21 protein-coding genes, 1 tRNA gene and 1 riboswitch are annotated in these 19,126 nt (G+C 69.2%); of the genes, 17 read left to right on the top strand and 5 right to left on the bottom strand.

Annotation, left to right across the window (positions count from 1 at the left end; genetic code table 11):
* Positions 1-89: 89 nt before the first annotated feature.
* Positions 90-923 (bottom strand): protein phosphatase 2C domain-containing protein, encoded by an 834-nt coding sequence (locus IE182_RS24250; RefSeq protein ID WP_190112033.1) that lies wholly within the window; start codon positions 921-923, stop codon positions 90-92.
* Positions 924-925: 2 nt separating this feature from the next.
* Complete coding sequence (locus tag IE182_RS24245) at positions 926-1,771, bottom strand: sigma-70 region 4 domain-containing protein (protein WP_190112032.1); 846 nt, start codon at positions 1,769-1,771, stop codon at positions 926-928.
* A 451-nt stretch (positions 1,772-2,222) separates the two neighbouring features.
* On the opposite strand from IE182_RS24245, the gene IE182_RS24240 reads away from it, so the two are divergent.
* From IE182_RS24240 to IE182_RS24175, 14 genes are all read left to right on the top strand, one after another.
* Positions 2,223-2,996 carry a DUF4097 family beta strand repeat-containing protein gene (locus IE182_RS24240; RefSeq protein WP_190112031.1) on the top strand — a complete coding sequence of 258 codons (774 nt, stop codon included), beginning with the start codon at positions 2,223-2,225 and terminating at the stop codon, positions 2,994-2,996.
* Between the two features lie 116 nt (positions 2,997-3,112).
* Positions 3,113-3,403 carry a hypothetical protein gene (locus tag IE182_RS24235; RefSeq protein ID WP_190112064.1) on the top strand — a complete coding sequence of 97 codons (291 nt, stop codon included), beginning with the start codon at positions 3,113-3,115 and terminating at the stop codon, positions 3,401-3,403.
* Positions 3,400-4,512: a conjugal transfer protein gene (locus IE182_RS24230; RefSeq protein WP_190112030.1), complete on the top strand. Its 1,113-nt coding sequence runs from the start codon at positions 3,400-3,402 to the stop codon at positions 4,510-4,512. Before IE182_RS24235 ends, IE182_RS24230 begins: the two co-directional genes overlap by 4 nt.
* Entirely contained in the window at positions 4,509-5,126 is a 618-nt protein-coding gene (locus IE182_RS24225) for a GGDEF domain-containing protein (RefSeq protein WP_190112029.1), read from the top strand. The genes IE182_RS24230 and IE182_RS24225 overlap by 4 nt, the downstream gene beginning before the upstream one ends.
* Positions 5,123-5,470: an RRQRL motif-containing zinc-binding protein gene (locus IE182_RS24220; RefSeq protein ID WP_190112028.1), complete on the top strand. Its 348-nt coding sequence runs from the start codon at positions 5,123-5,125 to the stop codon at positions 5,468-5,470. The genes IE182_RS24225 and IE182_RS24220 overlap by 4 nt, the downstream gene beginning before the upstream one ends.
* Entirely contained in the window at positions 5,470-5,787 is a 318-nt protein-coding gene (locus IE182_RS24215) for a hypothetical protein (RefSeq protein ID WP_190112027.1), read from the top strand. The genes IE182_RS24220 and IE182_RS24215 overlap by 1 nt, the downstream gene beginning before the upstream one ends.
* A 116-nt stretch (positions 5,788-5,903) precedes the next feature.
* Positions 5,904-8,009, top strand: coding sequence for an FtsK/SpoIIIE domain-containing protein (locus IE182_RS24210; protein WP_190112026.1), 2,106 nt, complete (start codon positions 5,904-5,906; stop codon positions 8,007-8,009).
* Between the two features lie 203 nt (positions 8,010-8,212).
* Positions 8,213-8,683 carry a hypothetical protein gene (locus tag IE182_RS24205; protein ID WP_190112025.1) on the top strand — a complete coding sequence of 157 codons (471 nt, stop codon included), beginning with the start codon at positions 8,213-8,215 and terminating at the stop codon, positions 8,681-8,683.
* 19 nt (positions 8,684-8,702) lie between these two features.
* Positions 8,703-8,861 carry a hypothetical protein gene (locus IE182_RS24200; protein WP_190112024.1) on the top strand — a complete coding sequence of 53 codons (159 nt, stop codon included), beginning with the start codon at positions 8,703-8,705 and terminating at the stop codon, positions 8,859-8,861.
* 91 nt (positions 8,862-8,952) lie between these two features.
* The gene (locus tag IE182_RS24195; protein WP_190112023.1) at positions 8,953-9,831 is read left to right on the top strand and encodes a bifunctional DNA primase/polymerase; all 879 of its coding nucleotides are present in this window, start codon (positions 8,953-8,955) and stop codon (positions 9,829-9,831) included.
* 2 nt (positions 9,832-9,833) lie between these two features.
* Positions 9,834-11,309 (top strand): AICE element replication initiation protein, encoded by a 1,476-nt coding sequence (locus IE182_RS24190; protein ID WP_190112063.1) that lies wholly within the window; start codon positions 9,834-9,836, stop codon positions 11,307-11,309.
* Between the two features lie 441 nt (positions 11,310-11,750).
* On the top strand, positions 11,751-11,966 hold the full coding sequence (locus tag IE182_RS24185) for an excisionase family DNA-binding protein (protein ID WP_190112022.1): 216 nt from the start codon (positions 11,751-11,753) through the stop codon (positions 11,964-11,966).
* 84 nt (positions 11,967-12,050) lie between these two features.
* Positions 12,051-13,313: a tyrosine-type recombinase/integrase gene (locus IE182_RS24180; protein WP_190112021.1), complete on the top strand. Its 1,263-nt coding sequence runs from the start codon at positions 12,051-12,053 to the stop codon at positions 13,311-13,313.
* 451 nt (positions 13,314-13,764) lie between these two features.
* A riboswitch (cyclic di-AMP (ydaO/yuaA leader) is annotated at positions 13,765-13,946 on the top strand.
* A 7-nt stretch (positions 13,947-13,953) separates the two neighbouring features.
* Entirely contained in the window at positions 13,954-14,217 is a 264-nt protein-coding gene (locus IE182_RS24175) for a hypothetical protein (RefSeq protein WP_190112020.1), read from the top strand.
* Between the two features lie 257 nt (positions 14,218-14,474).
* On the opposite strand, the gene IE182_RS24170 is transcribed toward IE182_RS24175, so the two are convergent.
* Both IE182_RS24170 and IE182_RS24165 read right to left on the bottom strand, forming a co-directional pair.
* A tRNA-Cys gene (locus IE182_RS24170) sits at positions 14,475-14,549 on the bottom strand.
* Between the two features lie 161 nt (positions 14,550-14,710).
* A complete protein-coding gene (locus tag IE182_RS24165; RefSeq protein ID WP_190112019.1) occupies positions 14,711-15,574 on the bottom strand; it encodes an alpha/beta fold hydrolase in 864 nt (287 codons plus the stop codon).
* Positions 15,575-15,662: 88 nt separating this feature from the next.
* Between IE182_RS24165 and IE182_RS24160 the strand changes: the two genes are divergently transcribed.
* The 3 genes from IE182_RS24160 (at position 15,663) to IE182_RS24150 (ending at position 18,329) form a co-directional block, all read left to right on the top strand.
* Positions 15,663-16,568, top strand: coding sequence for a LysR family transcriptional regulator (locus IE182_RS24160; RefSeq protein ID WP_190112018.1), 906 nt, complete (start codon positions 15,663-15,665; stop codon positions 16,566-16,568).
* A gap of 88 nt (positions 16,569-16,656) precedes the next feature.
* A complete protein-coding gene (locus IE182_RS24155) occupies positions 16,657-17,211 on the top strand; it encodes a cysteine dioxygenase family protein (RefSeq protein ID WP_190112017.1) in 555 nt (184 codons plus the stop codon).
* Positions 17,211-18,329 (top strand): YeiH family protein, encoded by a 1,119-nt coding sequence (locus IE182_RS24150; protein ID WP_190112016.1) that lies wholly within the window; start codon positions 17,211-17,213, stop codon positions 18,327-18,329. The genes IE182_RS24155 and IE182_RS24150 overlap by 1 nt, the downstream gene beginning before the upstream one ends.
* Before the next feature lie 82 nt (positions 18,330-18,411).
* Here IE182_RS24150 and IE182_RS24145 read toward each other — a convergent pair whose 3' ends face one another.
* The gene (locus tag IE182_RS24145) at positions 18,412-19,020 is read right to left on the bottom strand and encodes a hypothetical protein (RefSeq protein ID WP_190112015.1); all 609 of its coding nucleotides are present in this window, start codon (positions 19,018-19,020) and stop codon (positions 18,412-18,414) included.
* Between the last annotated feature and the right edge of the window lie 106 nt (positions 19,021-19,126).

Here is a 19,126-nt window from a genome sequence, read left to right as displayed (position 1 = left end):
CTGGACGGTCGCGTACGGCGATGAATGAGACGGAAACTGAGACGGGCCGCACCCCCGGTAGGATCACGGCCCGCCATCGTCCGTGCTGGTCAGGAATGACGCGACGATACGGCTGCTGACCATTCGCAGAAGGCCACGGCAGCGTCGTCGCCCGACTTGTAGCGAGGCCACCGAACCCCCGTGGGGTCCGTTGCCTCGACCTTGCGTACCGTCTCAATGAGCTCCGTCGGTCCGCCTGAACGGAGCGACGCGAAGACCTCGTCCCAGGTAGCCATCTGGTACTCGGTCACGAGCCGGGACGCCCCGTCCGACATTACTGCCGCCGCCTGTACCCCCGTGAGCGGGGTAGCCCCAGTCAGGGCGTGGACGGCTGCCTCCGGGGTTGCCGCGGCGACCCAGTACCCCTCTGCGGTGTTCCGCACCTTCCGCTGTTCGGTCACGAGGTGTCGTAGCGCGTCCTTGTGCTCCGGCGTGTGGGTTTCGTACTGCTCGACAGCCGTCCGCAGCTCCGGAAGCACGTCATCAACCCGCAGGTCAGTGATCGCCGAGTACCCCTCGCGAGTCTCGAAAATAACTGGTGAGTCTGCGAGAACAAGGTGGTCAAGCACATCGTCTCGTTCTCGCAGGATTGCGACGGTGGCGGACGGTGTGCCTGGATTGGCAAGGTCGCATTGGGGGTGCATGGCTGCGACCTGTTCAAGGGCTGAGCCCAATGCGTCCGTGAGTGAGCGGGTGGGATCGGCAAGAGCGGTGATGAGTGCGCCGCCCAAGTGGCTGACGTACCACGGGACGCCGTGGCGGCAGCCGGTGTCCAGCCCGGCCGTGCTCAAGCCGTCCAGCACGATAGCCATCGTCGGCGTGCCGGCTACCCAGTCCTCATTGGGGCCGGACCCGCCCGGACGGGTGTCGATGGATACGCGCATGATCAGCCCTCGTGTCGGTACAGCGGAGTAACGCGGCGGCTTTCCTGCACCTCAAGCGTCTTCGGGTCGTAGCGACATGAGATGAGCGTGGAGAAGCGCTTGGTGCGCACCTCGCGGTACAGCTCTGCAAGATTGTTCTCAAGGTAGTGAACAACCCCGTTCGCTCCGATGGCGTGGATCCCGGCGATGTACAGGAAGGTGCCCTTGCCGTCCAACCTGGGCAGTCTGCCCAGGTAGCCGACGTCTCCGGCGGAACCGTCTTCATCCGACGGTGACCGGTACTCCTTCCCGGCTCTCTGGTCTATCAGGTGCCAAGCGCGATCCTTGGCAAACCGTAGGTTGTCGTCCCCTTCAAGGACCTGGGCGATGATCGGCGACAGTCGCGGACCGCAGATGACCACGTGGTTGTCACGGTTCAGGTTGACAATGCCGGTTGGCGGGATGACCTCGTAATCGGCATCCAGCTTCATGCCACCGAGCAGCTTTCGCAGGTTCTCGAAGTTGTTCAGGTCCTCGCGAGTGATGACCTCGCTGGGGCTCTGGTCTGCTCCCTTGCCTGCCTCGTACTTGCCACCGAGGGATACCGTCACTCGATCCGTGCCGAAGAATGCCCGTTCTGGCGGCGGGCCGGCGGATGCCAGCTGCCCGACTCGTCCGCGACTCACCCCGAGACGGGACGCAATCTCGGCCTGCGTCATGCCGGAAGCCTGAGCTTCCTCGATGGCCTCGCGGCGGACCCGGGAGAGCTCCAGGACCCATCCCTGATACGTCGCCATCAGGTCGATTGCTGCTTTGGCTCGGTCGACGGGGTCCGGGGTCTCGGTGACCCGCTTCATGTCGTCGTGCACGGTTCTCCAATCGCCGCCTAGGGGGGCTAGCGAACCATATCGCGAGAGGGGGTTGCGCGCACGCCTCGGGTTGCCTACCGTACCTATCAAGCAAGGCCGCAACCCCCCCTAAGCAACGAGGGGATGCGTCGTTGCAGCTGTTTGACCTGCACAAATAGCGTCCGGAGGAGAGCCCGCAGGGGTGCGTACGAAGGAAGCGCTCGTGCCTTGAGAACTCAACAGTGTGCTGAGGGAAGCCCGTCCCACCTCCGCGAGCAAGAGGACGGGCGCGCGCGGTTCTGCCCCGTGCGTGGCACAGAGCAATCCCTTCTGAGCAACCGCCTCGATGGTCGTAGGCCGGGTTCGACTCCCGGCCGGGGCGTTGGCCCTCATCTCCGGATGCGGCGGCACTCCCGGACAGGACAGCCTGCCGCTTCCGGTCTTCCACCCGACAAAGTCAAGGAGTTCATCCATGACCGAGCGCGTCTTCGACTCCGCCACCTCCGGCCCGATCGTGCTGGGCATCTCGCTGCCGGTCGGCAGCATTCGCGTCCGGGTCATCGACAACCTGACGACCGCCCGCCTCGTGCTGCGCACAGACGATCCCACGGGACCGGCTGCCGACGCTGTGAACCGCGCCCGCAGCACGCAGGACGGCCAGGCGTTCGGCATCGAGGTTCCGGAGATGCCCGGCAACGTGATGGTGCAGAGCCATCGCGGCAACCGCATCGTGCAGACCTTCGGCACCGTCTACGGCTCGATGACCGGCGTGACCATCATCAACGGCCGCGTCGTCTCCGGAGGCACGAACGCCATGCAGCCCGTCAGCCCGATCGAGGCCACGGTGTTCCTGCCCCCGAACTCCTCGATCGCGATCGTCTCGCAGTCCGCCGATGCGGCGGTCTTCGGCTACGTCGATCGAATGGAGTTCCGTTCGATCTCCGGCGGCTTGGACGCCAAGGGCGCCCGGGAGCTGCGGTCCAACACCACCTCTGGCGACATCCGCGTCGGCCGCGTGACCGAGCAGATCGCCGCACAGTCGGTCTCCGGTGACATCGAGGTGGTCTTGTACGACGGTCGCGGCGCCACCCTGAGCACCACTTCCGGTGACATCACGGTGCAGGCCACCAACGATGCCGACGGGCACGTCAGCGCGAACAGCGTCTCCGGCGACGTCCGCATCTCCGGTGCCCGGCACCTGAACGTGTCTGCCAACACCGTCTCCGGCCGCGTTCGCAACCGCTGACCAGCACCACAACCCCTCGATTCCCGCACGTCGCGGGGCGGTCGCACTCCCGGACAAGGACAGCCGACCGCCCCGCGCCCTTCCCGACGTAGCAAGAGGAGAGATCCATCATGCGTATGCGCAACTTCGTCGCCGGCCAGGAAGCGCACGGCGACATGGAGTTCGCGGAACTGGCGCTCGGTATCGACACCGACCTCTTCCGGGGCCCGCTGGAGGGCGAGACGGACGAGGAACGCGCGGCTCGCCGGGACGCGGCCGGTGACATCCTCGCCGACCTGCGGCGTGAGGCGGTGGCCGGTGACGAGATCGCCGCCTGGGATGCGCTCTACGCCGACGCGCTGACCCGGACGCTGCCGTTCCTGCGCGGTGCCCGGGGTCGCCAGCAGGGGACGGGGGCCGCGGCGTGAGCGAGACGCGGGCGTCCCTAACGAAGGTGCAGGGCGCTGTTCTGTCGGCCGCGTTCGTGCCCATGCTCGCGACGGGAGTGGTCGGCGCGATCGGCACGTACAGCAACATCGGGCACGCCTACGGCAAGGGCACCGCGCTCGGTGCGCTCGGTGCCGGCGAGGGCGCCACGGCCGTTCTCGCCCTGGTGCTGCTGGGGCTGACCATGCTGGGCCAGTCCTCGCCGCACGTCGTGCGTCTGGGTCTGTGGGTGCTGCCGGCCGCAGCCGCCGTCATGGGGGCTATGGCCGCGCCGGACCCGGGCCGGACCGTCGTCTACGCACTGACCCCGATGGGCATGTCCGTCTCGGCGGAAGGCATGGCGTTCCTCGCCCGCCGGATCGTCGTCCACACCGACGGGCGCGACGCGGAGAACGAGCGGCGCACGGCGGACATCGTGCAGGCCCTGGCCTATCACCGGGCCCGCGCCGCCCATCACCCGGCCAAGTGGGTGAGGAAGCGATCCGATCGAGCATCGTGGCGTCTCGCCCGCAAGGTGGGAGTCGGGGACGCGGCGTTGGGATCGAGGTTGCTGGGCGTCCAGCGCGACCGGATCACCACTGGTGCGGATGCCGCACTCGCGTCGATGTTCGGCACCACCACCCCGATTCCTGCCGCACTCACGAATGCGAAGAAATCTACCGAGACCGAGAGGAATCGGTCTACGGCTGGCCTGCACGAATCGACCCCGCCGCCCCGGGTCACGCTGACCCGATTGAGCGTGCCGGAACCGGTCGCGGTCGACCTGGGTAAGTCGACTTTTCCGCTCAAGTCGGTGGGGACGATCCCCGCACCGGTCCCGATCCCGGCACCGGTCGCGCGGGTGGTCCCGGCGGTGTCGAGTCGGCCGCGGCGGGCGACGGGACGGGTTCCGCAGGTCGCTCGATCGAGTCGCCCCAAGCGCACTCCGGATCAGTTGCTTGCCGAAGCGCGGTCGGCCACGGCCGGCTGGGCGGACGCGCAGATCACCGCTGAGGGAATCCGCCGCGAGGTGCACACCTCGCCGGAGAACGCCCGCAAGCTGCGTGACGCTCTGCGTGCCGAGCGCGCCACCGGGGTGGTGACGTCGTGAATACCCTGGCCGCGCTCTTACCCGCCGTTCCGCCAGTCATCGGGTGGGCGGTACATGCCCGGTGGTTGTACGGACGGCTGACCACCGCCCGCCGCGACCCGCTCACCGGGCTGTGGACGCGGGACGCGTTCGCCCATCGGGCCCGCCACCTGGTGCGCGACCCCCGCGCCACGGTCGTGCTGGCGGACATCGACCACTTCAAGCAGATCAACGACACCCACGGCCACGCGGCCGGTGACGCACTCCTTGCCACGGTCGCCGCCCGACTCGCCCACGGCACCACACCCGGCGGTGTCGCGGGACGGCTTGGCGGGGACGAGTTCGCCGCCGTCGTCATCGACCGCGACGGCACCGTCGCCGACCAGCTGGACACCCTCACCCGCGTCCTGGCCCGACCGGTGGACACCGCCCCCGAGGTGCACACCACGGTGTCGCTGGGGTGGGTACGGGCCGCTGACCACCCGGGCGAGGACCTGTCCGCGCTGCTGCGCCGCGCCGATGAGGCTATGTACGTGGCCAAGCGGTCCGGCCGGTCCGGTCCTCGCCGGGCCCGCCTCGGGCGCCTGCTCGGGTCGGTGGCCGGTCGCCGTCCGGGACGGCGCGGCGCGGCATGAGCACGCTGCCTGTCTTCCGGTGGCGTCTGGCCCCGGACGGCTACGCCACCCGCCGTCAGCTCAGGGCGGCTGGTCTGCGCCCGGGTGGGCAGGGCGTGGCCGCTCAGCTCGAACGGCCACGCCGCCGTCGGCCGCCGTTGGTGGCCTACCTCTACCGCATCGAGCACGCCAGGCCGGTGCGCCCCATGACGCCCGCGAAATGGGCGGCCCTAGCCAAGGCCAACGCCGCCCGCCGCACCTGCCCGCACTGCCGCCACGACGCCGGATACGTGATCCCGGCCACGCTCGGCATGTGCGTGGCCTGCGCCTTCCCCGAGCCCGCCGAATCCTTGAGGAGTGCCTGATGGGCAAGCCTGACACTCGCGGTATCGACCGCGAGATCCAGAAGACGATGCGCAAGCTGGAAGCGGTCCGGCGGGGCGAGATGTGGCCCCTGAACACGGCGGAGCGTCGCGCCATGCTGGGCGCGCTCGCCGGAGGCTCGTACCGGGTTCTGCGCGGCAGGAGTACCACCCGTGCGGACAACCGGCTGGAATCCGTGTCGGACGCCGCGATCACCCGGCTGACGGCTGAGATCACCGCGCTGCACATCGAACGTCAGCGGATCGTGCGCGAGGCCGCCGCCGACAAGGCTGCCAAGAAGTCCTCCCGGTGGTGGTAACGCCCCCGGCGCGCACTGCATGAGCCACCTGCCGGGACGGCCCCCGCCCGTCCCGGCCCCCCTTCCCGTATGCCCTTTTCTGCCTCCGGTCGTGGGGCGTTGAGGAGACGTCGCGCATGTCCGAGAACGTCATTCACCTGCATAAAGACACCACCCCCAGCGAACCGACGGTGCTTACCGTCGTCCCGGACCCTGCGCCAGCCCCACCTGTGCCGCTGTGGGTCCGCTCCGGCCGCGCGGTGAAGACCGCCGTCACACACGAGAGCACGCGCACTGCCGCCCGCGCGGTTGTCCGGCACAGCCTGTATGTGGCGGGCGGCGCGCGGATCGTGGCCCGCCGCACCTGGGACGGCCGTACCGCTGCCCGCTACGAGCGCAACCTCCGGGCGGCGGAAGCCGCGGGGAACTACGAGGCGGCGATGGAGTGGGAGGAGCGCGGTCAGCGCTTCCGGGAGGCGCGTCACCGCCGCCGTATGGACCTGCTGCACTCGCCCGTGGACGCCGCGAGGGGTGCCCTGGTCGGCACTGGCATGGGCATCGGCTCCCTGGTCGCTCTTGGGGTCGTCCTGGCCATCGCGAACAAGGACGTCACCGATGTCGTCACCCCCATCATGGCGGTCATCGAGTTCATCCGCCTGATGATCGTGATCGTTCAGATGGTGTGGGGCCCGCTGGTCACCCTGGGGCCGTTCCTGGTCTTGTTGGGGCTGTGGGCAGTCGGGAGCAAGCAGCAGGCTGCCCCGCAGTGGGCTCTTCCGGCGCACGTCCGCAACGGCGAAGGGGAGCCGATCACCCCGTCCATCGTGGTCAAGGCCCTGCGTGACCTAGGCGTACCCGCACTGCGTAACGCGATCAAGGAAATGGGAGACGCCGGTGCCTCGATGCTGTCCCCGATCGTGATTGCCGGATGCGGCGTTGAAGTCGACGTCACCTTGCCTTCGGGCGTGTCGACGAACGAGGTTCAGCAGCGGCGCAGGAAGCTTGCCGAGAACCTGAGCAGGCACGAGCACGAAGTGTTCATCACTATCCCGACTGCAGCGCGCACGGTGCGGCTGTGGGTGGCTGACTCCGGCGCACTGGACGAACCGATCGGCCCGTCCCCGCTGACCACGGACGAGACACTGACCGCCGACTACGCCAAGGGTCGCGCCCCGTGGGGTCAGGACCTGCGCGGCGACGCGGCATCGCTGAGCCTGTACCAGCGGCACCTTCTGATCACGGGGTTGTCCAACCAGGGCAAGACCGCCGCGCTGCGCGCGCTCGCCTTGTGGCTGGCCCTCGATCGGTCGGTTCAGTTCTTCCTTGGGGATCTCAAGGGCGCGGGCGACTGGGCCATGTTCGACGGGCTCGCCCGGGTGCTCATTCAGGGCCCGACGGATGAGCACGTGATCGAGGTGACCGAGATGGTTGAAGGCGCGGTGGACGAGATGAATCGCCGCCTGCAGGCGCCTCCCGGGACGCAGTTCCCGCCGCTGATCGTGCTGGTCGAGGAGGCGCAGGTGGCGTTCATGTGCCCGGCCGTCGACGAGGAGAAGCGCCCTTACGGCGGTTCGAAGGCCAAGTCTCGGTACTTCACCGCCGTCCGCAAGATCCACAACCAGGGCCGTGCCGTGAACGTCCTGATGTGGCAAGGCACGCAGGACCCCACCGACCAGAACCTGCCCAAGCTGGTCCGCGAGGGGGCACACACCCGAGCTTCCCTCGCGCTTGGTACGGAATCGCAGGCGCGGATGGCGCTCGGAGACAAAGCCGTCGACGGCGGCGCGGCGCCGAACCTGCTGCGGCCTGGTCTGGACAAGGGCACGGTCGTCGTCGCCTCCGACGGGATCGAGATCCCGGCCGGCCAAGCGTCCATCACCGTTCGCACCCACTACATCGACACCGAGCAGGCGCACGGGATCGCTGACCGGGCGAAGGCGCTGCGAGACGGAGTCGCCACCCTGCACGCGATCGAGCGGGGCGAGGAACGTGACCCGCTCGCCGACATCGCAGCCGCCCTTGGCGACGCGGCCCGGGTGCCGACCACGGACGTTCTCAAGCGGCTCGCCTCCCTGAACGAGGACGCCTACGGCACGTGGACGAATGGTGACCTTAAGCGCGTCCTGGAGGCCCACGGGGCGGAGCCGTACAAGTCCGACGGTCGCATGGTCGTCGCCCGCGAACGCGTCCTGCGCGCCCTCGCCAACCGCGGCGACGACGGTTCCGTTTCCGCCTCCGGGTAGAGGGAGGCGCACCCCCGCGGGTCAGGGAGACAGGGAGAACTCCCTGAACCTCTCCCTGCCCCGCTTCCCTGGCCCTGACCTGCGCGAATGATCACTCAGGGAGGCAGGGAGGCGCGCAGGCCAGCACCCTCGAAACCCCCTCCACACGCCCCCGGTTAGGGGGTGGTTCCGCCTCCCTGCCCGTCCACCGGAAGGGATTCCGCATGTACCCCGACCACACCGACCGGACGCCCGCCGTACGGGCCCCGGAGGTACACCAGCCCACCCCCATCACCCCAGCCGCGGCCCCGTACGCGGCACCCCTCGCCGCGGTTCAGCCGCACGGCGTGCCGACGGTCGCGAGCGTCGTGCTTCCGGACGGCCGTGTCGTCACCGGCTACGCCATCGAGCCCGTCAAGCCGGAACCGGTCGCGGTCAAGCCGGTCGTCTCCCGCGCGGCGGTGAACGTCGCCCTCGGGGGTGTCGGCTTCCTCGCCGTCGCCGGCGGGCTGCTCCTGCTGACCACGTTCATCACCGCCCTGACCGCGCTCATCACTCAACTGGTCATCCTCGCTGCCGTCATCTTCGGCGGATGGATCGCCGTGCAGCTCTTCGGTGGCCGCGGCCACGGCGAGGGCGGGGCGACGGTCAACATCCGCAAGGCCGTCTTCAAGCGCAACCACTTCCACAGCTGACGCCTGAAGGAGACCCCTCGTGATCCCTGACCCCACCAGCTTCGACGACTACTTCGACGCCTTCGACTGCGAGGTGTGCTACCCCTCCGACGGCTCCGACCCGTTCGACTACCCGCACTGCTGTCTGTGCGGCGCGGACGGCAGCAGTGAACGCCCCGACTGCGTCTGCGACCGGTAGCAACGCCCGAGGGCGGCGGCACTCCCGGACAAGGACAGCCCGCCGCCCCCGGTCTCCCCATCCCGACGTAGCAGAACAGGAGACATCCAGCATGACACCTGACTGCAAGGCCCGGTGCCCCCGCACCGAGAATCGCCCGGACGAGAATCACCTGCATACGGCCCTGGAGCTCGCGGCGGCCGGTGTCCCGACGCTGCCTCTGAGGAAGGGCAAGGTGCCGTTCGGGAACTGCCGTGCATGCAAGGGGAACGCGTGCGGCGGACGGCCGAACATGAAAAATTCCGGTCCCTGCGAGTGCGCCAGCGTCTGCCACGCCTGGGCCGCAGCCACCACCAACCCCCGCGTCCTCACCTCGCCGGCGTGGGCGTCCGCGTGGCGCGAGGCGGCGGCCGTCGCCTATCACCCTGGCGGGGCGGGGCTGACGGTGGTCGACCTGGACGACGCGGCAGCCGTCACATGGGCCTGCGAGACCCTGCCCGCCACCCGGACCGTGCAGACGACCCGCGGCGAGCACTGGATCTACCGGGGCACCATGCAGTCGTCCAACGCGGTTCGGCCGGGCGTCGACATCAAGTCGCTCATGTCCTATGTGCGGTGGCTCGGCCCCAGCACCGGCACTGTCACCGATCTGCCCGGCACCGTGTGCGCGCTGGCCGTGAAGAAGCCCCCCACGGCCCGGCCTGTAGTCACCGTGCCCGTCCTCGCCGACGGCGGGGCGTGCCGTCACCGCACGCCCGCCTATCTGGACCGGGGCATCGCCATGGCCGAACAGAGCATCACCGAAGCTCGCAGCGCCGTCCACACCACCGTCTACCGCACGTTTCTCGCCGTACTGTCCGCCCATGGTCGGTGCGGCTGCCTGACCGACGCCCACATCACACGGCTGTTCACTGCCGCGCAGGCCAAGGGTGAATCCCTGTGGCACTGCATCGCCGCGTGGAACAACGCCCGCACCAGGCTCGGACTGTGACCATGGTCGACGACGACAAGAGTCCGGCACGCGAGGTCATCACCGACTACGCGCAAGCGCACTTCCGGTACTTCCGCACCGCCGACGGGACCGTGTACGCGCAGAAGAATGGCCACCCTGTGGCTCGCCCGATTCGCTCGCAGGGCACGACGGGAAGCCACCGGCAGGAACTCATGGTCGGTCTCTTCCGCGACGGGCACGGCGTGTTCAACGGGACTGCGCTCAAGGAGGCGTTGGACTTGATCGAAGCACTCGCGCTGACCGAAGACGTTCAGCCCGTCCACATCCGGGTCGCCCCCGGATTCGACGGCGCGACGTGGCTGGACCTGGGCCGTAACGACGGGCAGTCCGTGCGCATCCACCCCTCTGGCTGGGACCTCGCCGTCCCTGACCCGCGCGAGGTGTGCTGGCGGCGCACCCAGCTCACCGGGGAACTTCCCCTGCCGGTCAAGGACACCGACGGCAAGGGCATTGATCTGCTGCTGAGGCTGTGCAACTTCGCCACTGCGCAGACCGAGTGCCTGGCCGTCGCCTGGCTCATCGGCTGTCTCGGCCCGTCGGTGCCCGTCCCCGCCCCCTTCCTCACCGGCCCCCAGGGAGCGGGCAAGTCCACCGGCGGGCGGATGCTCGTGCGGATCATCGAGGGCATGAGCGGAGACCTGCGCCGGGCTCCGAAGGATGAGGAGAACCTGATCGCGGCGGTGGCTGCCGGATGGGTCACCGCCCTGGACAACCTCTCCCACATGACGCCGGACCTGTCGGATGCGATGTGCTGCATCGTCACCGGCGCCGAGAACGTCAAGCGCGCCCTGTACACCGACGGGGACGTGGTCCGTGCCCGCTACCGCCGCCCGATGCTGCTGACTGGCATCGACGTGGGCGTCATCCGGCCCGACCTCGCCGAACGCCTCTTGCCCCTGCGCTTGGAACGCCCGCGCGTGCGGCGCACCGAGGCGGAGCTGTGGGCGGAGTACGCCGAGGCTCTGCCGGTCGTTCTCGGCTCCTTGCTCGATCTGGCGGTCAAGGTCCGCGCGGCACAGGCGGAGACCCCTACCGACCTGCGGATGGCGGACTTCGCGCACCTGTGCGCGCAGCTCGACGCGGCAACCGGCTGGGGAACGCTCGCCGCCTATCGGGCGAGCCTGGACGACCTTAACGACGACGTGATCGAGGGCGACTTACTCGCGCAGACCGTCCTGCGTCACGCCGACACGATCGAAGCGGGCGCAGCGCAGCGGATGACCTCTACCGAGTGGCTGCACTGCCTCAGTCGCCTCTACAGCGGCGACGATCTGCGTCCCCTGCCCAAAGGCTGGCCGACCACGGGAAAGGTCCTTTCCGACCGTCTCAAGCGCCTCCAGCCGACCCTTGCCGCTCGGGGCGTGCTCATCGACTCGGGCCGCACCAGCGAGGGCCGCTACCTCGAAATGACCCGCGCGCAAGCCCCGCCGCCACACGAGGCGAAGCGGATGTTCTGACCGCGTCGCACGATCGTGGAGACAAGCAAGAAGAGCACCACGCGCCACGACCAGGCTGCTCTTCTTGCTGTTCGGCGGCAGCGCCGCCGCTCGATGGTCGTGCCGCGAAGCGGCTCCTTCTTCACGCTTGAAGCGGCACCGCACCACAACAGATACCACCCCTCTTTGTCCGAAGGGGAAAGACGCTGCGTCATCTGCGTCATGCGCTCGGAGAGAACGGCCCCTGACCTGCGGCTGGAGGGATGACGTAGACGCCGGGTGTCTGCGTCATGCTGCGTCATCCGCGTCACTGGATGACGCAGCCCACGACGCGCCAGTGACGCACGCCCAAACCGCTGTGTCACGCAAAGGTGCAGGTCAGAAGCCCGAATGACGCTGATGACGCAATGACGCGGGAATCCGCACTTCGGACAGCGCGCCCCAGTCGAAGGGAATCTCCGCATGGACACGGCCGACATCGCCGCTGTTGATTCCACCCTCGTCCTACTCACTGTCGAAGAGGCCGCCCGCCGACTCCGCATCGGCCGGACCACGTGCTACGGGCTCATCCGCTCCGGAGAGCTGGAGTCCGTACCCGTCGGCCGTCTCCGCCGCGTGCCGGCCGACGCGCCGGCTGCGTACGTCGCCCGCCTCCGCACCGCACACCGAGCCGCCTGACGACGCCCGGGGCGGCGGCACTCCCGGACAGGACAGCCCGCCGCCCCGGTTCCATCCCGACACGCACGAAACAGGAGCCTGCCAGTGGCAGAGGAAAAGAAGAAGCGCACTCGACAGCCGAACGGCCGTAGCACGATCTACTTCGGCAAGGACGGCAAATGGCACGGCCGCGTCACTGTCGGCGTCCGCGACGATGGCACGCCGGACCGCCGCCATGTCGAACGCAAGACGAAGACCGAGGTAGCAGAGGCTGTCCGAGAGCTGGAGAAGCAGCGTGACGCCAAGGCCGTGCGGAAGCCCGGCAAGGCGTTGACGGTCAAGGCGTGGTTGACCCACTGGATTGAGAACGTCGCGCCCCTCGCCGTGAACGACAACACGATGGTCGGGTACGGCGTGGCCGTCCGCAAGCACCTCATTCCCGGCTTGGGGGCTCACCGTCTCGACAGGCTCAAGCCAGAGCACATCGAGGTGTTCTACGCCAAGATGCAGGCCAACGGCAGCAAGCCCGCGACCGCTCACCAGGTGCACCGGACCTTTCGCACCGCGCTCAATGAGGCTGTACGGCGCGGCCACCTCGGGAAGAACCCCGTTCAGTTGGCCAAGGCCCCGAAGGTGGGCGAGTACGAGGTGGAGCCTTACACCGTCCAAGAGGTACAGCGTCTACTGAAAGCCGCTGACCAGCACCGTAGCTCCGCACGTTGGGCCGTGGCCCTCGCACTCGGACTACGACAGGGCGAGGTGCTGGGCCTGAAATGGGAGGATATAGACCTCGACAGTGGATTTCTGGTGGTCCGCCGTAGTCGCCACCGGCCGCAGTACGCGCACGGGTGCGACGAACCCTGCGGACGCAAGGCCGCGGGGTACTGTCCGCAGAAGAGGCGCACCAACCCGGAGACGTCCACCACTAAGTCGCGCGCTGGCCGTCGCGCGGTCGGTCTGCCGGAACAGCTCGTTGATCTGCTGCGAGCGCACCGTTCGGCGCAGGATGCGGAGCGGCAGGCGGCCGGGGAGCGTTGGACGGAAGGCGGTTGGGTGTTCCCCGATGCTCACGGCCGCATCCCTTCCCACCGCGAGGACTGGACTCAGTGGAAGGCTCTACTGGTTGCGGCGAAGGTTCGGAACGGGCGTCTGCACGATGCCCGCCACACGGCCGCCACGGTTCTGCTCATCCTCGGTGTACCCGAGCGTGCCGTGATGGGTCTCATGGGGTGGTCGACGACCGCCATGGCGGCTCGGTATCAGCACATGGTGGACGCGGTGCGGGCTGACGTGGCGAGGCAGGTGGACGGTCTGATCTGGAAGTCCGTGACGGACGGCCCGGACAATGACGGGGTAGCGGCCGACTAACTGATGCCATAGGTAAAGCGAGCGGGTGGGCGCGACGGTCTTCCACCCGGAGGATCGTCCTGCCCGCAGCTGAGTCCACGGCGGCCAGACACTGTGTGAGCGAAGCCCGGGCCGGAGTAAGAGCCCCGCGCACGGGAGTCGCCCGAGCCCGAGCGAAGGTCGGCTTGTGTGAAGGAATCGTCCCTGAGAACTGCTGCGAATGGCCTTGCCGGACGTTTCTACGCGCATCCACCTGGGGCTTTCAATGTCCATGCCTGACTGCAAGCCAACTTCCGTTCGAATTGCAGTTATTAGTGCGATTATTGGGTCGATGCTTGCCGCCGTGAGTAACGCCACAAAAGCCCATCCGGATTGGGACTTTCGGTGAGACCTGAGTCAATATCCATTCCACGACAAGCCCTCGCCACAGGCGACGGGGCGGTCCGGTCGTAAGCCGAGTCCTGCCGGCGTCCGGATGACACCGTCGTGTCCATGGAGCGGTAGGAGTGGAGGATCCAAGCATGGCGGGTCGCCGGAATGGTCAAGTCCTGGCCGGACCGAGTAGCCCTTGGGGTGAAGCCGCAGCAGCGGCCGGACAACTTCGCAGGTCCGAACCCGACAGGTCACCCTTCATAGGCGGCTGACGAAGGCAGAGCCAGCCATGACGGCAATGCAGAACGGCCCGGAGGTCTCGGGGCCTGATTCCGGTAGCGGAAGCGGCAGCAACGAGGCCAAGAAGATCCGGAAGTTCGAAGCCGTGATCATCATCCTGGTGGGGATCATCGGTGGAGGCTTTGCGGGCGTCGTCCGGCGGACGATGGATCATGCTTCGTACTACGAGGCGATCAGTACGGGGGTTGTGGCAGCGATCGTGCTGCCCGGCTTCATCTTTGGGGTTATGCGGTACATCAGGGGACAGTCCTGACCTAGCGGTAGGTGTGTAACTTCACCTGGCCTCCCACCACCATCCGGGTCGGCTGGGCAATCATGCGGTGATCCCGTATGCGAAATATCGGCGGACACGCGAGAGGCTCTGGCTTACAAGCCAGAGCCGCTTTTTGTGGTTGTTCTCCGCTGTGGTCGCCAGCGTCGTCGGCCAACTGAGACGGGAACTGAGACGGATGGGCCGAGAGGTATCCACTTGTGGGGGGCGCTACTCTCGGTCTCGCCTGGTCAAAGCACTGGAGGCCGTGGCGGGAATCGAACCCACGTAACTCGCTTTGCAGGCGAGCCCCTAAGCCACTCGGGCACACGGCCATACCGAATACATCGAAAACGCCGAACGTCATCGAACGTCTCGGCGACGACTTCGACCATACGGCCCTCCCCGCCCCGCATCAATGGCGCCTCCGGCCCCGTCACATGACCGACATGTCCCGTTCACGAGGCTTCACGAGGCGGCTTCACGAGGCCCCGCCTCACACCGCCAGGAACGACTCCACCAGCGGGCGGAACATGTCCGGCTCGTCGATCCACGGGTAGTGGCCCACCTCGTGCAGCGGGCGCAGGACGGCGCGCGGGAAGGACGCCGCCACCGCCTCGCCCGCGCGCAGGCCGGTGACGGCGTCGCGGTCGCCCGTCACCACGAGGACGGGGCAGTGGACGTCGCGCAGGCGGCGCAGCAGGTTCAGGCGGGCGGTCTCGTCGACGCCCTGCCAGAAGCCGGCGCGGGGGACGGGGTTGAGCTGGTCGGGTTCGCGGGCGGCGTGGGCGCGTTGGGTGCGGGTCCAGCGGGCGTAGGCCATGGGGGCCGCGCGGAGGAGGAGGGAGCGGACCTCGGCGAGGTCCGTGGCGCCGGGCAGGGAGTGCACGGCCACGTAGGCGTCGACCCACCACTCCTCCGTCGCGCGGGACTCGAAGATGTCCTCGGCGTCCGTGGGCAGTTCGCCCTGGAGGCGGGAGCCGGGGGCGACCAGGACCAGGTGGGTCAGGTGGTCGCCGTGCGCGGCCGCGTACGCCTGGGCCGTCGCGCAGGCCGCGTCGTGGGCCAGCAGGGCGAAGCGGTCCAGCTCCAGGTGGTCGCGGAGCGACTCCAGGTCGTCGGCCAGGGCCGGGAAGGCGTAGGCCGCGGGGTTCGCGGGTGAGGGAGAGGCGCCCGTGCCGCGGCTGTCGGGGACGATCAGGGGGCGGCGGGCGTCGAGGCCGGCGAGGTTCTCCAGGTACGCGGCGTCCCGGCCGGGGCCTCCGGCGAGGCAGACCAGCGGCGGGCCGCCCTCGCCGTTGTCCTCTCCCAGCACCCGGTAGTGCAGTTCGGCCGCGTCGTACGAGACGTAGTGTGGCATAAGTCCACCATGGCGGATATGTCCCTTGATCCAGAAGTAAGCCACCCGCACCCGCCCCCGGATCCCAAATTCCGCTTATGATTCCGGCGTGTTCGACTCCCGGCACATCAAGACGTTCCACGCGGTCGTCACCGCGGGGTCCTATTCGGCTGCCGCCCGCGCGCTCGGCTACACCCAGCCCGCGATCACCCAGCAGATGAAGGCCCTGGAACGGGTCGTGGGCACCCCGCTGTTCACCCGGGTCGGACGGCGCATGCGGCTGACCGAGGCCGGCGAGGCGCTCGCCCGGCACGCGGAGGTCATCCTCGACAGCCTCACCGCTGCGCAACGGCAAATGAGCTCGCTGACCCGGCTGCGCGCGGGCCGGGTGCGGGTGTGCGCGTTCCCCAGCGCGGGGGCCACGCTCATACCCGAGGCGCTGGCCCGGCTCGCCGCGGACCACCCGGGCGTGCGCGTCGAGCTGCAGGAGGGCGAACCGCCCGACTCGCTGCGCCGGCTCGTGCGCGGCGAGTGCGACATCACCCTGGCCTTCACCTATCCCGGCCTGCACGAACAGGTCCCCGAGGAGCTCGTCGAGATACCGCTCTTCGAGGATCAGCTGACCGTCCTGCTGCCCATAGGGCACCCGCTGGCCCGCCGCCGCGCCGTCAAGCTCGCGGACCTGGCCGAGGAGCGCTGGATCGCCGGGTGCCTGCGCTGCCGCACCAATTTCCTGCACGAATGCGCCGAGCAGGGCTTCGCACCCGACATCGCGTTCACAACGGACGACAACCTCGTCGTGCAGTCCCTCGTCGCCGAGGGGCTGGGAGTGGCGATGATGCCGGGGCTGGTGTTGTCCTTCCTCCGGCACGACAAGATCACCGGACGGGCCCTCGACCCGGCCTGCCGCCGCCAGGTATCGGCCTACGTCCTGCGCGAGCACCTCCGGATCCCGGCCACGGCCCTCGTCCTTGACGAACTGAAGGCCGTCGCCGCCCGCCGGGTCGGTTGCTGAGAGTGCCGACGCGTCCATAAGCCCACGTTGGGAACCCGGCAAAAGACTGTCGTTGGACGTGATGGATCAGTGGCCCGACGCTGCGGGTATGACCACACCTACCGCAGCCCCGACGACCGCGCGCCTCGACCAGCTCGTCGGTGACGTCCGGGAGGCCGTAGGCCGCGGCCTGCCGCCCGACACGACGGCGTACCTCGTCGGTGAGCGGCTCGCGGCCCACCTCGGCGCCCCCGACCTGCTCACCCCCGAACAGCGCGAGGGCGACCCCGAGCGCTACCGGCAGCACATCCTGCACGCCGAGACCGACGGCAGTTTCTCCCTCGTCGCGCTCGTGTGGATGCCCGGCCAGCAGACCTCCGTCCACGACCACGTCTCCTGGTGCGTGACCGGCGTCCACGAGGGCACCGAGAGCGAGCGCCGCTACCGGCTCGTGCCCGACGGCACGACCGCCCGCCTCGTCGCGACCGAGGACGTGGTCAACCACCAGGGCGACGTCTGCGGCTTCGCGCCGCCCGGTGACATCCACCGGGTGCGCAACGCCTGCTCGTCCGTCGCCATCTCGATCCACGTCTACGGTGCCGACGTCGCCCGCCTGGGCTCCAGCGTCCGGCGCGTCTACGACCTGCCCGCCGACGAGCTCTGATGGCACTCCTCAGCTCGCACAAACCCACCGGCAAGCCGGCCGGAGCCCCCGCCGCCTCCGCCCTCGGGGCGAAGGCGGCGCCCGGCAAGCTCCCCGGCCTCGCCATGGCCGCCGCCGGCGTGGGCCTGGCATGGTCGGTGCACCGGCTCGTCCCCGCCGTGCCCATGCTCACCGCGGCCGTCGTCCTCGGCATCGCCGCCGCGCACCTGCCGGTCGTGAGGCCCCGGGTGCGCGGCATCGGCAAGCCCGGGCTCACGCTGGCCGGCAAGCGGCTCATGCGGATCGGCATCGTGCTGCTCGGGCTCAAGCTCAGCCTGGACGACGTGCTCGGGCTGGGCTGGGCCACCGTGGCGATGGTGTTCGCGGTGGTCGCCGCGACCTTCTTCGGAACGCTCTGGCTCGGCCGCAGGCTCGGGCTGCGCGGTGACCAGCCGCTGCTGATCGCCACCGGCTACTCCATATGCGGCGCCTCCGCGATCGGCGCCGTCAGCGAGGTGTCGGGCAGCGACGAGGAGGACGTGGCCACGTCGGTGGCGCTGGTGACGCTCTGCGGCACCCTCGCCATCGCGGTCCTGCCGCTGCTGCACCACCCGCTCGGCCTCGACGACGCGCAGTTCGGCCGCTGGGTGGGGGCCGGCGTGCACGACGTGGGACAGGTGGTGGCCACCGCGCAGACCGCAGGTCCCGCCGCCCTCGGCGACGCGGTGCTCGTCAAGCTCATGCGCGTGGCCCTGCTCGCGCCGCTCGTCGCGGCGGTGGCCGTCTCCGTGCGCAACCGCCGCCGGGCCGCCGACGCCGTCGAGGCCGCCGGTGCCGGTGCGGCCGGCGGGGGCGTCCCCGCTCGGACGGCCGGCAAGCGGCCGCCGCTCGTGCCGCTCTTCGTGCTCGGGTTCCTCGCCATGGTGGCCGTACGGACCACCGGCCTGGTGCCGGGCAGCGCGCTCGACGTCGCCCAGCACGCCCAGGAACTGCTGCTCGCCGCCGCCCTGTTCGGCCTCGGCAGCGCGGTGCACCTGCCGACCCTCACCCGCACCGGCGGACGGGTCGCGGCGCTCGGGCTGTGCTCGTGGGTGGTCATCGCCGGGGCGTCGTACGGGGGCGTGCTGCTCACCACCTGAGCTCTGCGACCCAGAGCTCCGCAGGACGTGGGGGGAACCCAGGAGGGGACGGGGCCCGGCCGTGTGCCGGGCCCCGCCGGGTTCACTGCGCGTAGACCTCGGTCATCTCAGTGATCTTGTTGCCGGAGCCGACGGTGACGTCGTAGAAGTTCGCTCCCCAGCAGAACTCGTCGCCCTTCGTCTTCTGCGCCTGCCCGCCGTCGTACTGCTTGCTGTCCGGGTCGGCGCACGTCTTCACGTGCGCGATGCCGGTCTTCGGGCCTTCCTTGTCGGTGCGGGCCTGCTGGCCCTGGTCCTTCGTGATCACCGTGACCTTGGCGTCGGGGGAGAACGAGTAGGTCTTCAGTGCCCCCTCCGGACGGTAGGCGGCCCCGCTCGCCGTCGGGTTGCACTTGGCGTCCTTGGCGACGACGTTGTTCATCGCGCCTTCGACGTTGCTGACCCAGACGACCTTGTGGCCCTGGGCGAGGGTCGGGCAGTTGCCCCTGCTGCCGTTGCCGCCCCGGTCGTTCCGGCGGCCGCCGGGACGCGCGCCCTGGTCGGGCTGCTGGGGTGCCTCGGCGACCTGCGAGGGCTCGGAACCGGACTCGGCGCTTTTGTCGTCCTCGGGTCCGCAGGCGGTCAGCCCCAGTGCGGCCGAGACGAACAGAGCGGTGGCGAAAACGTGCCGGATGGAAATGATGTTCCCCAAATAATCATGCTGCACGGCCCGATGGGCGTGCGACGTGCGTAAGTTGACCGGCCGTCAGCGCAGAGCACGCCGCCGGAAAGTGGTCTAGTCCAGTCTAAGTCATGGG

This window comes from Streptomyces cinnamoneus (assembly GCF_014650495.1).
Classification (GTDB): Bacteria; Actinomycetota; Actinomycetes; order Streptomycetales; family Streptomycetaceae; genus Streptomyces; species Streptomyces cinnamoneus.
Note: the sequence above shows the minus strand (reverse complement) of the source record. Positions and strands in the feature narration are given on the sequence as shown.

Coding starts and splice junctions, on each gene's coding strand:
- IE182_RS24250 (WP_190112033.1), bottom strand. CDS start 923: ATGCGCGTATCCATCGACACCCGTCCGGGCGGGTCCGGCCCCAATGAG.
- IE182_RS24240 (WP_190112031.1), top strand. CDS start 2,223: ATGACCGAGCGCGTCTTCGACTCCGCCACCTCCGGCCCGATCGTGCTG.
- IE182_RS24235 (WP_190112064.1), top strand. CDS start 3,113: ATGCGCAACTTCGTCGCCGGCCAGGAAGCGCACGGCGACATGGAGTTC.
- IE182_RS24220 (WP_190112028.1), top strand. CDS start 5,123: ATGAGCACGCTGCCTGTCTTCCGGTGGCGTCTGGCCCCGGACGGCTAC.
- IE182_RS24215 (WP_190112027.1), top strand. CDS start 5,470: ATGGGCAAGCCTGACACTCGCGGTATCGACCGCGAGATCCAGAAGACG.
- IE182_RS24210 (WP_190112026.1), top strand. CDS start 5,904: ATGTCCGAGAACGTCATTCACCTGCATAAAGACACCACCCCCAGCGAA.
- IE182_RS24205 (WP_190112025.1), top strand. CDS start 8,213: ATGTACCCCGACCACACCGACCGGACGCCCGCCGTACGGGCCCCGGAG.
- IE182_RS24195 (WP_190112023.1), top strand. CDS start 8,953: ATGACACCTGACTGCAAGGCCCGGTGCCCCCGCACCGAGAATCGCCCG.
- IE182_RS24190 (WP_190112063.1), top strand. CDS start 9,834: ATGGTCGACGACGACAAGAGTCCGGCACGCGAGGTCATCACCGACTAC.
- IE182_RS24185 (WP_190112022.1), top strand. CDS start 11,751: ATGGACACGGCCGACATCGCCGCTGTTGATTCCACCCTCGTCCTACTC.
- IE182_RS24175 (WP_190112020.1), top strand. CDS start 13,954: ATGACGGCAATGCAGAACGGCCCGGAGGTCTCGGGGCCTGATTCCGGT.
- IE182_RS24165 (WP_190112019.1), bottom strand. CDS start 15,574: ATGCCACACTACGTCTCGTACGACGCGGCCGAACTGCACTACCGGGTG.
- IE182_RS24155 (WP_190112017.1), top strand. CDS start 16,657: ATGACCACACCTACCGCAGCCCCGACGACCGCGCGCCTCGACCAGCTC.
- IE182_RS24150 (WP_190112016.1), top strand. CDS start 17,211: ATGGCACTCCTCAGCTCGCACAAACCCACCGGCAAGCCGGCCGGAGCC.